Below are 14215 nucleotides of genomic sequence, written 5' to 3'. Positions count from 1 at the left end.
CCGTATCCGTACTCAGCGCCGCAGGGATTGCTCGCCCATCAGCTCGTCCACACGCGCCGCGGCGCGCTGTCCGGCCGTGCGGGCCTGCGGGATCGGGGCCCGGACGCCGTCGCGGGCGAGGCCCTCGGCCTCGACGGCGGCGGAGACCGGATCGTGGTTCGTACGCGCCGCGGCCCCGGCCTTCGCGGACTTCGCTGTTTTCGCCCGGGACGGGTGGGGCACGGTCACGGCCACCAGCAGGCCGAGCGCGAGCGCCGCGGTCCCGATGACGGCGATGCCGAGGCCCGAACCCGTACGGGAGAGCAGCAGCATGGCGAGGGTCGAGAAGACGACGGTGACCGAACCGTAGGAGAACTGTGCGGCGGTGATACGCGGCATGGCGGTATCCGTCCTCGGGGCATCGGATGGGCAGTCTCTCGACACGGTCGCACTGTCAAGCGACTCTACGACGGTGGATGCCCGAGCGGAACCGGTAGTAAGCATCACCTAACCCACGGTACCGGTGCACGGGGGGCGCACGGAGTCATTCGGTGCTTCAACCCTCGGCCGTGACGCGCCGGTTGCCCGTACGGGGAGCGTTCGAATAACGGAAATGCGCTCCTGCATAGTGCACTTGGTCTGTTCAAGTCAAGATCTGTCTTTTCTCTCGTAACTCCGGTCGAATGTCGTCACTTGTGACGCGTATCCGCGCGCGGCCCTTCCACACCTCGCCAGGCCGCAGCCGCGGGCGCCGGGGAGGACTGCATCAAGTGACCAGTAACAGACGGGCGCTTCGCACCGCTGCGGTTGTCGTGGCCATGGCCGCGACTGCCGCTACGGCGTCAGCTTTCGCCACAGCCCAGGCGGATGACCAGGCATCGGGGGCGAAGGCACCCGTGGTCGAGCGCCGCGATCCGGGTTCGGCCAAGGGCAACTCGCACAACCTGCAGGGCCCCTTCAGCAAGCAGCAGGACGCCCAGCGTCAGGCCGCCCTGGAGCAGGTCATGGCGGGCGACAAGAAGGTGACGGCGCGGGGCGGCTCCAAGGTCGTCAAGCTCGACGACAAGAAGTACGTCGAACTCGGCCGCGAGAAGACCGACAAGATCTTCACGGTCCTGGTCGAGTTCGGCGACAAGGTCGACAACACGACCATGTTCGACCCGGACGGCGACGGACCCGAGCCGGCCGTTCCGAAGTACGGCGGCACGCCCGGCCCGGCGCACAACAAGATAGCCAAGCCGGACCCCAAGAAGGACAACAGCACCGCCTGGCAGGCCGACTACAACCAGGCGCACTTCCAGGACCTCTACTTCGGTACGGGCGCCGGCAAGAACTCGCTGAAGACGTACTACGAGAAGACGTCCTCCGGGCGCTACTCGGTCGACGGCGAGGTCTCCGACTGGGTCAAGGTGCCGTACAACGAGGCCCGTTACGGGTCCAACTACTGCGGCTCGTCCAACTGCGCCAACGCCTGGGACATGGTCAAGGACGGCGTGAACGCCTGGGCCGCCGACCAGAAGGCCAAGGGCCGTACCCCCGAGCAGATCAAGACGGACCTCGCGCAGTACGACCAGTGGGACCGTTACGACTACGACAACGACGGCGACTTCAACGAGCCCGACGGCTACATCGACCACTTCCAGATCGTCCACGCCGGTGAGGACGAGTCCGCGGGCGGCGGCGTCGAGGGCAAGAACGCCATCTGGGCGCACCGCTGGTACGCCTACGGCACCGACGCCGGTGCGACCGGTCCGGCCGACAACAAGGCCGGCGGCACCCAGATCGGTGACACCGGCATCTGGGTCGGCGACTACACCGCGCAGCCCGAGAACGGCGGCCTGGGCGTCTTCGCCCACGAGTACGGCCACGACCTCGGTCTGCCGGACCTCTACGACACCACCAACCGCGCCGAGAACTCGGTCGGTTTCTGGTCCCTGATGTCGGCCGGTTCCTGGCTCGGCACCGGCAAGAACCAGATCGGTGACCTGCCCGGCGACATGACCGCCTGGGACAAGCTCCAGCTGGGCTGGCTCGACTACGCCAAGGCCAAGGCCGCGACGAACTCCACCCACAAGCTGGGCGTGTCCGAGTACAACACCAAGGACAAGCAGGCGCTCCTCGTCTCGCTGCCCGACAAGCCCGTCACCACCTCTGTCACGAAGCCCGCCGAGGGCTCCAAGCAGTGGTGGAGCGACATGGGCGACGACCTGAACAACACCCTGTCCCGTTCGGTCGACCTGACCGGCAAGTCCAAGGCCTCCCTGGACCTCGCGGGCTTCTGGGACATCGAGAAGGACTACGACTTCCTCTACACCGAGGTGTCCACGAACGGTGGCACCAGCTGGACCGCGCTCGACGGCACCGCCGACGGCAAGGCGCTCCCGCGCGACGCCAGTGACAAGCCGGCCCTGACCGGCGTCTCCGGCAAGTACCAGACCCTCTCCTACCCGCTGGACGCCTACGCGGGCAAGAAGATCGACATCCGCTTCCGTTACGCCACCGACGGCGGCGCGGGCGGCATCGGCTTCGCGGCCGACACCATCTCGGTCAACGCCGACGGTGCCGCGCTCTTCACGGACAACGCCGAGGGTGACGACAACGGCTGGACCGCCAAGGGCTTCTCCCGCGTCGGCGAGTCGTTCACCAAGGACTACGCGCAGTACTACATCGCGGAGAACCGTCAGTACGTCTCGTACGACCGGACCCTCAAGGTCGGCCCGTACAACTTCGGCTTCCTCAACACCCGTCCGGACTGGGTCGAGCACTACCCGTACCAGAACGGTCTGCTCATCTGGCAGTGGGACACCTCCCAGAAGGACAACAACGTCTCCACTCACCCGGGCCGGGGCCTGATCCTGCCGATCGACGCGCACGCCAAGCCGCTGAAGTGGGCGGACGGCACGGTCATCCGCAACAAGATCCAGCCCTTCGACGCGCCCTTCAGCCGGTACGCGACCGACGGCTTCACGCTGCACAACGTCGACGTGCCGGTGCAGATCAAGTCGCAGCTCGGCATCCCGGTCTTCGACGACCACAAGGGAACCTACTGGTACGCGGAGAACAAGACCGGAAGTGTTCAGGTCACTGACACGAACACCCGGATCACGATCGTCAGCGAGCCGCGCGACGGCTCGACGGTGATCGTCAAGGTCGGGGCCTCGCACAAGTAATCCAGTATCACCGCAGGTCAGAGCTTGATCGGCCGTCGCCCTCTAGCGGGCGGCGGCCGATCGTGTTTAGGTGCCTCTTGTTCAGATCCTTATTGACACGACGTCTCACGGGGGAGCGCGGAACATGGCAGGCGGAGGGTTCAGCAAGTTGCCGAACGGCAGGGTGGTCGTCGCGATCACCCTGACCGGTCCGACGGACGGAGCGGGTCCGGGCACCCCGATCCGGGTCCTGGTGCACGCGGTCAACCGGGCCCGCGCGCTGACCCGGCTGCGCAATCTGGGCCTGCGCGCCGTCTACCTGCGGGGCAACGCCGAGCCACCCACCCCCGACGAGATCACCGCCGTGCTGCACCACCCGGACGGGCTGCTCTGGCGGGCGAGACCGGAGCGGGCCCAGGAGCTCTGGCACCCGATCCGCGCGCTGCTCCGCCCGCCCGTACCGGCCGTGCCGGCCGTGCCGGGCATACGGGCCGTACCCGCCCGCCGGCCGGCCTGAGGCGCCGTGGGGCGCGGGCGGCGCGGGTCGTGCGAGTGATGAGGCTCTACACCACCGGCTTGCCGGAGAGCTTCACGCCCACCCTGCGGAGCTCCTCCAGCGCGCGGTCCGTGGTCGCCTCGGCGACCCCCGCGGTCAGGTCGAGCAGCACATGCGTGGTGAAGCCCGCCCGGACCGCGTCCAGCGCCGTCGCCCGCACGCAGTGGTCGGTCGCGATGCCGACCACGTCGACCTCGGTGACCCCGCGGTCCCGCAGCCAGTCCGCCAGCCCGACGCCGTTCTCGTCGAGGCCCTCGAAGCCGCTGTACGCCGCGGCGTACGCACCCTTGTCGAACACCGCGTCGATCGCCCCGGACGCGACCGCAGGGGCGAAATTCGGGTGGAAGCCCACCCCCTCCGTACCGGCGACGCAGTGCGGCGGCCAGGAGTGCTCGAAGTCCGGCTGGTCGGAGAAGTGGCTGCCCGGGTCGATGTGGTGGTCACGGGTGGCCACCACGTGGCGGTACCCGGCCTGGGCCTCGCCGATCAGGTCGGTGATGGCGGCGGCGACATCGGAGCCCCCCGCCACGGCGAGACTGCCTCCCTCGCAGAAGTCGTTCTGAACGTCCACGACGATCAAGGCGCGGTGCATGGCGGGTGTCCTTCGGTGGGGGACGGTCGGCGGTCATAGGAGGCATATTCGAGCCTAGAGACTCGGGAGCGGCTTCGGGAGGGGACGTAATCAAGCGTCTCCGGTGATTCCGGCGATCGGGGACGAACCGGCCACCGAACAGCCCCGGTCGCGGCCCCCTCACCCGCCCCGTTCCCGCTCACCCGCCCCGTCCCCGCCCCGTCCCCGCCCCCGGCTCCGTCAGATGTACTCCGTGGGAATGACAGGCTCCCCGCGGGACAGCTGTATCGCGGACATCGGCAGCCCCGCCCGCGCCGCCATGTGCCGCTCGCGCGCCGTGTCCAACGGCTCGCGGGCGATCACCTCACCACCCCTGACCAGCTCGGCCAGCAGCTGCCGCTCGGCCAGCTCCGCCGGTACGGGACCGGTGCCGATCACCTCCGCCTCGGCCACCCCGTTCTCGTCCAGCCGGCGCGCCGCCCACTTGCGGCCGCCCACCGACGACTTCGAGCTGAGCGACTTCTTGGCGACCGGACGCAGCGGCTCCGCGGGGTCGGCGGACCCGGCGCGGGCGACCAGCTTGTAGACCATCGAGCAGGTCGGCTGCCCGCTGCCGGTCACCAGCTGCGTGCCCACCCCGTACGCGTCGACGGGGGCGGCGGCCAGCGAGGCGATCGCGTACTCGTCCAGGTCGGACGTCACCACGATCTTCGTCCCGGTGGCGCCCAGCTCGTCCAGCTGCTGCCGCACCCGGTGCGCGACCAGCAGCAGGTCCCCGGAGTCGATCCGTACCGCACCCAGCTCCGTCCCGGCGATCTCGACCGCCGTACGGACCGCCTCGGCGACGTCGTACGTGTCGACCAGCAGCGTCGTGCCCCGGCCCAGCGAGTCCACCTGCGCCCGGAACGCGTCGCGCTCGGTGTCGTGGAGCAGCGTGAAGGCGTGGGCGCTCGTCCCGACGGTCGGGATGTTGTAGCGGAAGCCCGCGGCCAGGTCGGAGGTGGTGTCGAAGCCGCCGATGTACGCGGCGCGTGCCGAGGCCACCGCCGACAGCTCATGGGTGCGCCGTGCACCCATCTCGATCAGCCCGCGGCCGCCCGCGGCGGCGGACATCCGCGACGCCGCGGCGGCGATCGCCGAGTCGTGGTTGAGGATCGAGAGGATCACCGTCTCCAGCAGCACGCACTCGGCGAAGGAGCCCTCGACCCGCAGGATGGGCGAACCGGGGAAGTACACCTCGCCCTCCGGGTAGCCCCAGATGTCACCGCTGAAGCGGTAGTCGGCCAGCCAGGCGAGCGTGGGCCCGTCGACGACGTCCTGGTCGCGTAGGAAGGTGAGCATCTCGTCGTCGAAGTGGAAGTTCTCCACCGCGTCCAGCACCCGTCCGATGCCCGCGACGACGCCGTAGCGCCGCCCCTCCGGCAGCCGGCGGGTGTACGCCTCGAAGACCGAGTGCCGATCGGCCGTACCGGCCTTCAGCGCGGCCTGCACCATCGTGAGCTCGTACTGGTCGGTGAAGAGCGCGGTCGACGGCACACCGACCCGTCGCCCAAGGTCCGCAGAGTTCATGGTCCGGATGCTACCCCTATTTCGTCAAAGTGACGAGATCTCGGGTCGTTTGTGCGATGACCCCTCCCGAGTGGCAGCATGGGGTGGGTGAGTGTCGCCCCTACAGAGATCGAGCGTCCCGAATCGGCCGAGGACAGCCGCGTCGTCCCCGAGCCCGATGTCCCCTGGGTGACGCTGGTCCACAACGACCCGGTCAATCTTATGAGCTATGTGACCTATGTCTTCCAGGCCTACTTCGGCTACTCCAAGGACAAGGCCCACAAGCTGATGCTGGACGTCCACCACAAGGGCCGCGCCGTCGTCTCGAGCGGCAGCCGCGAGGAGATGGAACGCGACGTCCAGGCCATGCACGGCTACGGGCTGTGGGCCACCCTCACCCAGGACCGCAACTAGTGCCGTGACCGGCCAGGTGTGCCCGGAGGGGCGCCGGGCCGGTCCGATCCTCTTCCGCCCCCGACCCACCATCGGAGAGAACCCATGGCCGGCCACTTCAAGGCCACCCCCGACGGCGGCGCGGCCGTCGCGCTCGACGAGGTGGAGATCGCGATCCTGCGCTCCCTCGCCGTCCAGCTGCTGGAACTGATCGGCCCCGGCGACGAACCCGCCGAGGGCGAGGACCCGCTCGCCGCGCTCTTTGCCGAGGGGCCCAGCGAACCGCCCGCCGACGCCGCCCTGGCCCGCCTCTTCCCCGAGGCGTACGGCGACGAGGACACCGAGGTGCGCGCCGCCTCCGCCGAGTTCCGCCGCTTCACCGAGAACGATCTGCGCGCCCGCAAGCGCAAGGACGCCCTCACGGTCGTACGCACCCTGGACGCCCTCACGGTCGCGGGGGACGGCGGCGCCGTACTCACGCTCTTCGCCGACGAATGCCGCAACTGGCTCGGCGCCCTCAACGACCTCCGGCTGACCATCGGCACCCGCCTGGAGGTCGCCGACGACGACGAGGGCGAGGCCGGCTCGCTCTACCGGCTGCCCGACAGCGATCCGCGCAAGCCGATGGTCATGGCCTATCTCTGGCTCGGCGCGCTCCAGGAAACCCTCGTGGAAACCCTGATGCCGTAGTTCCGCAGTTCCGTAGTTCCGTAGTTCCGTAGTTCCGCAGTTCCGTAGTTCCGTAGTTCCGCAGTTCCGTAGTTCCGCAGTTCCGTAGTTCCGTAGTTCCGCGGTTCCGTAGTTCCGTAGTTCCGCGGTTCCGTAGTTCCGCGGTTCCGTAGTTCCGCGGTTCCATGGTTCCGCATGGATGTCCCGAGGCCGCGTGACGGGTGCTCGTGCACGCCATGGGCGTACGCGTCACCTGAACGGCCACCTTCGTGGCGACCGGAAATTCCCGTTCGTTTTTCCCGTGGCGTAAGCCGGATCACGTCCGGTGCGTCACCCGTCTGCCTCCGACAAGTGTTCACGGCCGCCCCGGGACACCCACCCTGTTCCCGAGGGCACCGGAATCCGGAAACCGTCGACGGCACTTTGCCCGTACCCGGCGACCGGCATCCGAATCCGCGGCCCCGACGGCGCGGATCGGTGGGGAGAAAGGCGCGGCACATGACATCGGCGCAGGTGGACGAGGGGCAGGACGGCCGGCCGGCCGTGGCGGTCACGGACGCCGCCCCGGCGGGTGAGGGATACCGGCGGGCACTCGGCGCCCGTCAGATCCAGATGATCGCCATCGGCGGAGCCATCGGAACCGGCCTCTTCCTCGGCGCGGGAAAGGCGATCTCGAAGGCCGGACCCAGTCTCGTCCTGGCTTATGCCGTCGCGGGTCTGGTGATCTTCTTCATCATGCGCGCCCTGGGCGAACTCCTCATGTACCGCCCGGTGTCGGGCGCCTTCTCGGAGTACGCCCGTGAATTCATCGGCCCCTTCGCCGGCTTTGTCACCGGCTGGACCTACTGGCTGTTCTGGGTCGTCACCGGAATCACCGAAGTCACCGCGGCCGCCCAGTACATGACGTTCTGGTTCGACATTCCGCAATGGGTTTCGGCGCTGATCTTCACGATCATCCTGTACGGGGTGAACCTGATCTCCGTAAAGCTCTTCGGGGAACTCGAATTCTGGTTCTCGATGGTCAAGGTGACCGCCATCGTCGGCATGATCCTCATCTGCGCCGGGATTCTCACCCTCGGCTTCTCCGACGCCGGGGACACCGCGTCCGTCACCCACCTCTGGGCCGACGGCGGCTTCTTCCCGCGCGGCATCAAGGGCACCCTGATGACCCTGCAGATCGTGATGTTCGCCTTCCTCGCCGTGGAACTCGTCGGCGTCACCGCGGGTGAGTCCACGGACCCGAAGACCGTCCTGCCCAAGGCCGTCAATGCCGTGCCGTGGCGCATCGCCGTCTTCTACGTCGGCGCCCTGGTCATGATCCTCTCCGTGGTCCCGTGGACCGCGTTCAAGCCCGGCATCTCACCGTTCGTCGCCGCGTTCGAGGAAATGGGTCTCGGTATCGGCGCCGGAATCGTCAACTTCGTCGTGCTGACCGCGGCCCTGTCCTCCTGCAATTCCGGCATGTACTCCACCGGCCGCATGCTCCGCGACCTCGCGCTCAACGGCCAGGGTCCGCAGTTCTTCACCCGGCTCACCAGGAGCGGCACCCCGCTCATCGGCACCACCTTCTCCGCCGCCCTGATGCTCGTCGGTGTATGGATCAACTACCAGTGGCCCGGCGACGCCTTCACCTACGTCGTCTCCTTCGCCACCATCTCCGGCATGTGGGCCTGGATCATGATCCTCCTCTGCCAGATCCGCTACCGCGGCCTCGCCGACCGCGGCGTGCTCCCGCGGTCCGCGTTCCGGGCCCCCGGCGCCCCGTACACCAGCGTCTTCGCACTGGCCTTCATCGGCATGGTCATCGTGATGATGGGCATCGACAAGGACACCAGGATCTCGCTGTACTGCGCCCCGCTCTGGGCGCTCCTGCTCGGCATCTCCTACCTGGCGCTCAAGGCCCGCAACCCCGAGAACAAGGCCTTCGAGAAGAGCTGAGACCACCGGCGGACGAGCCCCGGCCCACCGCCGGCCCGACCCCGCCCCACTCCCGGACCACCGGCCGCCCCAACGGCCCTGTCCACCATGCGGGCCGCTGCGTACCACCCCTCGGTACGCCGGAGCCCGCATGCCTATCCTGGCGCCATGCTGACCATCACCCAGGCGCTCTACGACAAGATCGTCGCGCACTCCCGCGCCGACCACCCCGACGAGGCGTGCGGCGTGGTCGCGGGGCCGGCCGGAACCGGCCGGGCCGAACGGTTCATCCCCATGCTGAACGCCGCTCGCTCGCCCACCTTCTACGAGTTCGACTCGGCCGACCTCCTCAAGCTCTACCGCGAGCTGGACGACCGCGACGAGGAGCCGGTGATCATCTACCACTCCCACACCGCGACCGAGGCCTACCCCTCCCGCACCGACGTCACCTACGCCAACGAACCCGGCGCCCACTACGTCCTCGTCTCCACCGCGGACACCGACGACGCGGGCCCCTTCCAGTTCCGCTCCTACCGGATCGTGGACGGCGAGATCACCGAGGAGGACGTCGAGGTCGTCGAGGCGTACGAACCCGCCTGACCTCGCCGCATCGCCCCACCCGGCACGCCACCGGCCGGACGGGACCGGCTCCACCGGGGTCCCGTCCACCACGGCTCTGTCCACCCACCGAACACTCACCATCCATCACGTGAGATCACACTCCAGATCGCGGACCGGGAATCGATACGATGACCGCATGGTTCCCCATGACGTGAGCGACAGGACGCCGGGCGCGCTGCTCGTCGCGCGGCTGCACGTCGACCTGTGCAGGCTCTCCAGCGCGATCTGTACGTGCCGCCTGCCCGCCGGCCACAAGGCCTGAGCCGGGCTCGCGGCACCACGAAACACCCATGCGTCACGCACCGACCCCCGCGCGGGGGCAAGAGCCGCGCGCCCCACGCCACCTCTCCGCTTCGATCTGCTTTCGACAGGAGCCCACGCCATGGCCATCGAGGTCCGCATCCCCACCATCCTCCGCACCTACACCGACGGCGCCAAGGCCGTCGAGGGCAACGGAGACACCCTCGCCGACCTCTTCACGGACCTGGACAGCCGCCACAACGGCATCCGTGAGCGCATCGTCGACGGGAACGAACTCCGCCGCTTCGTGAACGTCTACCTCAACGACGAGGACGTCCGCTTCCTCGACGGCATCTCGACCAAGCTCAGCGACGGCGACAACGTCACCATCCTCCCGGCCGTCGCCGGCGGCATGAGCTGATGCGCTACGACAGCCCGCTCGCCGCAGTGGGCAACACCCCGCTCGTCCGCCTGCCGCGGCTGTCACCGTCGGACGACGTCCGCATCTGGGCCAAGCTGGAGGACCGCAACCCCACCGGCTCGATCAAGGACCGCCCCGCGCTCCACATGGTCGAACAGGCCGAGAAGGACGGCCGGTTGACCCCCGGCTGCACCATCCTGGAACCCACCAGCGGCAACACCGGCATCTCGCTCGCCATGGCGGCCAAGCTCAAGGGCTACCGCATCGTGTGCGTCATGCCGGAGAACACCTCCCAGGAACGGCGCGACCTGCTCGCCATGTGGGGTGCCGAAATCATCTCCTCCCCGGCGGCGGGCGGCTCGAACACGGCCGTACGCGTCGCCAAGGAACTGGCCGCCGAGCACCCCGACTGGGTCATGCTCTACCAGTACGGCAACCCCGACAACGCGGGCGCCCACTACGCCACCACCGGCCCGGAGATCCTCACCGACCTCCCGTCCGTCACCCACTTCGTGGCCGGCCTCGGCACCACCGGCACACTCATGGGCGTCGGCCGCTACCTGCGCGAGCACAAGCCGGACGTCAAGATCGTCGCTGCCGAACCCCGCTACGACGACCTCGTCTACGGGCTCCGTAACCTCGACGAGGGCTTCGTCCCCGAGCTCTACGACGCCTCGGTCCTCACCACCCGCTTCTCCGTCGGCTCGGCGGACGCCGTCACCCGCACCCGCGAACTCCTCCAGCAGGAGGGCATCTTCGCGGGCATCTCCACCGGGGCCGCACTCCACGCCGCGATCGGCGTCGGAAACAAGGCCGTCAAGGCGGGAGAGCCGGCCGACATCGTCTTCGTCGTCGCGGACGGCGGCTGGAAGTACCTGTCGACGGGCGTCTACACCGCCCCCACGACGGAAGCGGCCATCGAAACCCTGCACGGCCAGCTCTGGGCATAGCCCCCGCACCCGATCGCCGGACGAGCCGGACAACCAGCCCGTCCGGCGATCGGGCCCCGGGCCCACCCCTCCTCACCCAAGCTTCCGCACCCGCTCCCAGACCCCCGCATCCACCACCCCCACCAGCCGCCGGAACCTCCGCAGGGGGACCTCCCGCAACTCATCCGTCTCCAGGAAGCTCGCCCGCCCCCGCGCATCCTCCACCGCCCCCGCGGGCAGCGCGATCACCCCCGGCCGCTCCTCGTGATGCTTGCTGGTGATCTTCGCGACGAGCGCCGAGTCACCCCGTACCGACAGCACCAGACAGGGCCGGTCCTTCGTCCCCGGCCCGTCCTCGTACGGCACCTCGGCCCACCAGATCTCACCCGGCCTCGGTCTCCGCTCCGGCCCCGGCCCACGCCCCGGCCCCGCCGGCGGACGCGTCCGCCCGCCCGGACGCCCACCCGAGCGCGCACCCGCCGACCCGCCGCGACGCCCACCCGGCCGCCGCCCGCCCCGCCCCCGTCCATCGGCAACCGCCGCGACGAGCGCGAACAGCACGACAAGGGCAAACGCGATCCACCACCAGGACATGCTCATGTCCCGACCGTACCGGCGCCCCGGCCTCTTCCATCGAACCGGTGACAGAGCAGGTGAGTTCCCCCACAACGGACGGCCATGGAGGAGCGACCGGCTGTTTCGCGCCTTACGCTCGACAAACCGCTCAACAGACCGCACGAACCCTCCCCGTTCCCACGCCCCGGAGGTTCACGCTCCATGAAGCTCACCGTCGTCGGCTGCTCCGGCTCGTTCCCGTCCGCGGGATCGGCATGTTCGAGCTACCTCGTAGAGGCCGACGGCTTCAGGCTGCTCCTCGACATGGGCAACGGCGCCCTCGGCGAGCTGCAGCGCCATGTCGGTCTCTACGACCTCGACGCCATCTTCCTCAGCCACCTCCATGTTGATCACTGCATCGACATGTGCGCATATTTCGTCGTCCGTTACTACCGGCACGACGGGGGCCGTCCCAGCCCCATCCCGGTCTACGGCCCCGACGGCACCGAACAGCGGCTGACCACCGCCCACGCCGACACCCCGTCCGAGCGGGCGATGAGCGAGGTCTTCGACTTCCACACCCTCAAGCCCGGCTCGTTCGAGATCGGCCCCTTCTCGGTCCGTACGGAGAAGGTCTGCCACCCCGTCGACTCCTTCGCCATCCGGCTCGAGCACGGCGGCCGCTCGCTCACGTACTCCGGCGACACCGGCGTCTGCGAGGCCCTGGACGAGCTCGCCGAGGGCGCCGACCTGTTCCTCTGCGAAGCATCGTTCACCCATGGCAAGGAGGACATCCCGGACCTCCACCTCAACGGCCGCGAAGCGGGCGAGATCGCCGCCCGCGCCGGAGTGGGACGGCTCGTCCTCACCCACATCCCGCCGTGGACCGACGCCGACCGCAACCTGGCCGACGCCCGCATGCTCTTCCGCGGGCCGGTGGAAGTGGCGGCACCGGGTGCGGTGTACGAGATCTAGGCGCAATACCGTTCACTGAACGGTATTGGATCTAGGCGCGGTCCACGAGACCCGGCTGTCCCGCACACCTTGCTGTCCCGCACACCCGGCTGTCCCGCACCTCGCTGTCCCGCACACCTCGCTGTCCCGCACACCTCGTGCACGACGAAGCCCTCACCTTCCGACGGGAAGGCGAGGGCTTCGTGACGCGCCGGGCGAGGCCCGCGGTGATGCCTGTGGTGAGGACTACTTCGCCTCGGCCTTGAGGAGCTCGGCAAGCTCCTCGTCGGACTCGCGGCCCGGAGTCGGCAGGTTGAACTTGGTGATCGCGAAGCGGAAGACCACGTAGTAGACCACCGCGAAGCAGAGGCCGACCAGCACCAGCAGCCACGGCTTGCTCGCGATGCCGAGGTTCAGTCCGAAGTCGACCAGGCCGGCCGAGAAGCCGAAGCCGTCCTTCATGCCGAGCGCCCAGGTCAGAGCCATGGACACACCCGTGAGCACCGCATGGATCGCGTACAGCACCGGGGCGATGAACATGAACGTGAACTCGATCGGCTCGGTCACACCGGTGACGAACGAGGTGAGCGCGAGGGAGAACATCATGCCGCCGACGACCTTGCGGCGCTCCGGACGGGCACAGTGGACGATCGCGAGGCAGGCCGCCGGAAGGGCGAACATCATGATCGGGAAGAAGCCCGTCATGAACTGTCCGGCCTGCGGGTCACCGGCCAGGAACCGGGCGATGTCTCCGTGGGCGCCGTTGTAGTCGCCCGCCTGGAACCACGGGAACGAGTTCAGCAGGTGGTGCATACCGACCGGGATCAGCGCGCGGTTGGCGACACCGAAGATGCCCGCGCCGACGGCGCCGGAACCGACCAGCCACTCACCGAAGTTGTGCAGCCAGGTGCCGAGGACCGGCCAGATCAGACCGAAGACGATGCCGATGACCAGGCCCGCGAAGGCCGACAGGATCGGGACGAGGCGACGGCCGCTGAAGAAGCCCGCCCAGTCGGGCAGCTTCGTCCGGTGGAACCGCTGGTAGAGCAGGGCCACGACGATGCCCATCACGACACCGCCGAGCACACCGGCGTTGACCGGCGCGTCGTTCATGACGATCTTGCCGTCCACGACGCTCGCGACCTGGGGCAGGTTGCTGTCGGTGAAGGTGGCGAGCACCTTCTGGAAGACCAGGTAGCCGGTGACCGCGGCGAGGGCCGTCGAACCGTCCGACTTCTTGGCGAAACCGATCGCGATACCCACGGCGAACAGCAGCGCCATGTTGTCGAGAATGACCCCGCCGCCCGCGGACATGTAGCCGGCGAGCTTCGTGATGAAGGTCGGGAACGAGTCGCGGCCGAGCATGTCGGCGTTGCCGAGACGCACCAGCAGAGCGGCTGCGGGCAGCACCGCGACCGGCAGCATGAGGCTTCGGCCGATGCGCTGCATGACCGCCATCACGCCGGCGCCCTTCTTCTTGGTGACCGCGGGTGCGGTGTCTGCCGTGGACATCAACTTCCTCCATGGGACAAGGCGCCGCCCAGGTCTTCGACGGGGGGAGGCGGCGACTCGAGAAACGCGGCAGAGCGCCACGTGGTCTGAACCACTCAGTGGTGTAGACCAGTTGTAGCACGGTGTGGGTTGGATAAGGAACCTGCAATTCCCGACTACTTCGCATGAGCTATCACCCACGTTCGGTGACATGACGAAGAC

General features: G+C 68.6%; 15 protein-coding genes. 10 read left to right on the top strand and 5 right to left on the bottom strand.

Features of this window, described 5'->3' with window-relative positions:
- Positions 1-12: 12 nt before the first annotated feature.
- Positions 13-378, bottom strand: a complete 366-nt coding sequence (locus tag ACFVV1_RS11340; protein WP_389987978.1) for a hypothetical protein — start codon at positions 376-378, stop codon at positions 13-15.
- Positions 379-749: 371 nt separating this feature from the next.
- Here ACFVV1_RS11340 and ACFVV1_RS11335 point away from each other — a divergent pair, with 371 nt between their 5' ends.
- Positions 750-3149: an immune inhibitor A domain-containing protein gene (locus ACFVV1_RS11335; protein WP_389987975.1), complete on the top strand. Its 2400-nt coding sequence runs from the start codon at positions 750-752 to the stop codon at positions 3147-3149.
- A 124-nt stretch (positions 3150-3273) separates the two neighbouring features.
- Entirely contained in the window at positions 3274-3645 is a 372-nt protein-coding gene (locus ACFVV1_RS11330) for a hypothetical protein (protein WP_389987972.1), read from the top strand.
- Positions 3646-3691: 46 nt separating this feature from the next.
- Here the strand turns inward: ACFVV1_RS11330 and ACFVV1_RS11325 are convergent, their stop codons facing one another.
- Positions 3692-4276: a nicotinamidase gene (locus tag ACFVV1_RS11325; protein ID WP_389987969.1), complete on the bottom strand. Its 585-nt coding sequence runs from the start codon at positions 4274-4276 to the stop codon at positions 3692-3694.
- A 219-nt stretch (positions 4277-4495) separates the two neighbouring features.
- Positions 4496-5824 (bottom strand): nicotinate phosphoribosyltransferase, encoded by a 1329-nt coding sequence (locus ACFVV1_RS11320; protein ID WP_389987966.1) that lies wholly within the window; start codon positions 5822-5824, stop codon positions 4496-4498.
- A 78-nt stretch (positions 5825-5902) separates the two neighbouring features.
- Here ACFVV1_RS11320 and clpS point away from each other — a divergent pair, with 78 nt between their 5' ends.
- From clpS to ACFVV1_RS11285, 7 genes are all read left to right on the top strand, one after another.
- Positions 5903-6217, top strand: a complete 315-nt coding sequence (clpS, locus tag ACFVV1_RS11315; RefSeq protein ID WP_266746437.1) for an ATP-dependent Clp protease adapter ClpS — start codon at positions 5903-5905, stop codon at positions 6215-6217.
- An 84-nt stretch (positions 6218-6301) separates the two neighbouring features.
- Positions 6302-6886: a DUF2017 domain-containing protein gene (locus ACFVV1_RS11310; protein WP_389987962.1), complete on the top strand. Its 585-nt coding sequence runs from the start codon at positions 6302-6304 to the stop codon at positions 6884-6886.
- A 477-nt stretch (positions 6887-7363) separates the two neighbouring features.
- On the top strand, positions 7364-8803 hold the full coding sequence (locus ACFVV1_RS11305; protein WP_389987959.1) for an amino acid permease: 1440 nt from the start codon (positions 7364-7366) through the stop codon (positions 8801-8803).
- A 147-nt stretch (positions 8804-8950) separates the two neighbouring features.
- On the top strand, positions 8951-9382 hold the full coding sequence (locus ACFVV1_RS11300; protein WP_389987956.1) for a Mov34/MPN/PAD-1 family protein: 432 nt from the start codon (positions 8951-8953) through the stop codon (positions 9380-9382).
- Between the two features lie 157 nt (positions 9383-9539).
- The gene (locus tag ACFVV1_RS11295; protein ID WP_389987953.1) at positions 9540-9665 is read left to right on the top strand and encodes a putative leader peptide; all 126 of its coding nucleotides are present in this window, start codon (positions 9540-9542) and stop codon (positions 9663-9665) included.
- A gap of 120 nt (positions 9666-9785) precedes the next feature.
- Positions 9786-10064 (top strand): MoaD/ThiS family protein, encoded by a 279-nt coding sequence (locus ACFVV1_RS11290; protein WP_389987950.1) that lies wholly within the window; start codon positions 9786-9788, stop codon positions 10062-10064.
- Positions 10064-11014, top strand: coding sequence for a PLP-dependent cysteine synthase family protein (locus ACFVV1_RS11285; protein WP_389987947.1), 951 nt, complete (start codon positions 10064-10066; stop codon positions 11012-11014). The genes ACFVV1_RS11290 and ACFVV1_RS11285 overlap by 1 nt, the downstream gene beginning before the upstream one ends.
- 72 nt (positions 11015-11086) lie before the next feature.
- On the opposite strand, the gene ACFVV1_RS11280 is transcribed toward ACFVV1_RS11285, so the two are convergent.
- Positions 11087-11359, bottom strand: a complete 273-nt coding sequence (locus ACFVV1_RS11280) for a type II toxin-antitoxin system PemK/MazF family toxin (RefSeq protein WP_389987944.1) — start codon at positions 11357-11359, stop codon at positions 11087-11089.
- 411 nt (positions 11360-11770) lie between these two features.
- Here ACFVV1_RS11280 and ACFVV1_RS11275 point away from each other — a divergent pair, with 411 nt between their 5' ends.
- The gene (locus ACFVV1_RS11275; protein WP_389987941.1) at positions 11771-12523 is read left to right on the top strand and encodes an MBL fold metallo-hydrolase; all 753 of its coding nucleotides are present in this window, start codon (positions 11771-11773) and stop codon (positions 12521-12523) included.
- 225 nt (positions 12524-12748) lie between these two features.
- Here the strand turns inward: ACFVV1_RS11275 and ACFVV1_RS11270 are convergent, their stop codons facing one another.
- Entirely contained in the window at positions 12749-14014 is a 1266-nt protein-coding gene (locus ACFVV1_RS11270; RefSeq protein ID WP_389987938.1) for a PTS transporter subunit EIIC, read from the bottom strand.
- Between the last annotated feature and the right edge of the window lie 201 nt (positions 14015-14215).

Origin of the sequence: Streptomyces sp. NPDC058092 (assembly GCF_042884935.1) — a bacterium.
In the GTDB taxonomy this organism is placed as follows: domain Bacteria; phylum Actinomycetota; class Actinomycetes; order Streptomycetales; family Streptomycetaceae; genus Streptomyces.
This window is presented reverse-complemented; position numbering and strand designations above follow the sequence as displayed.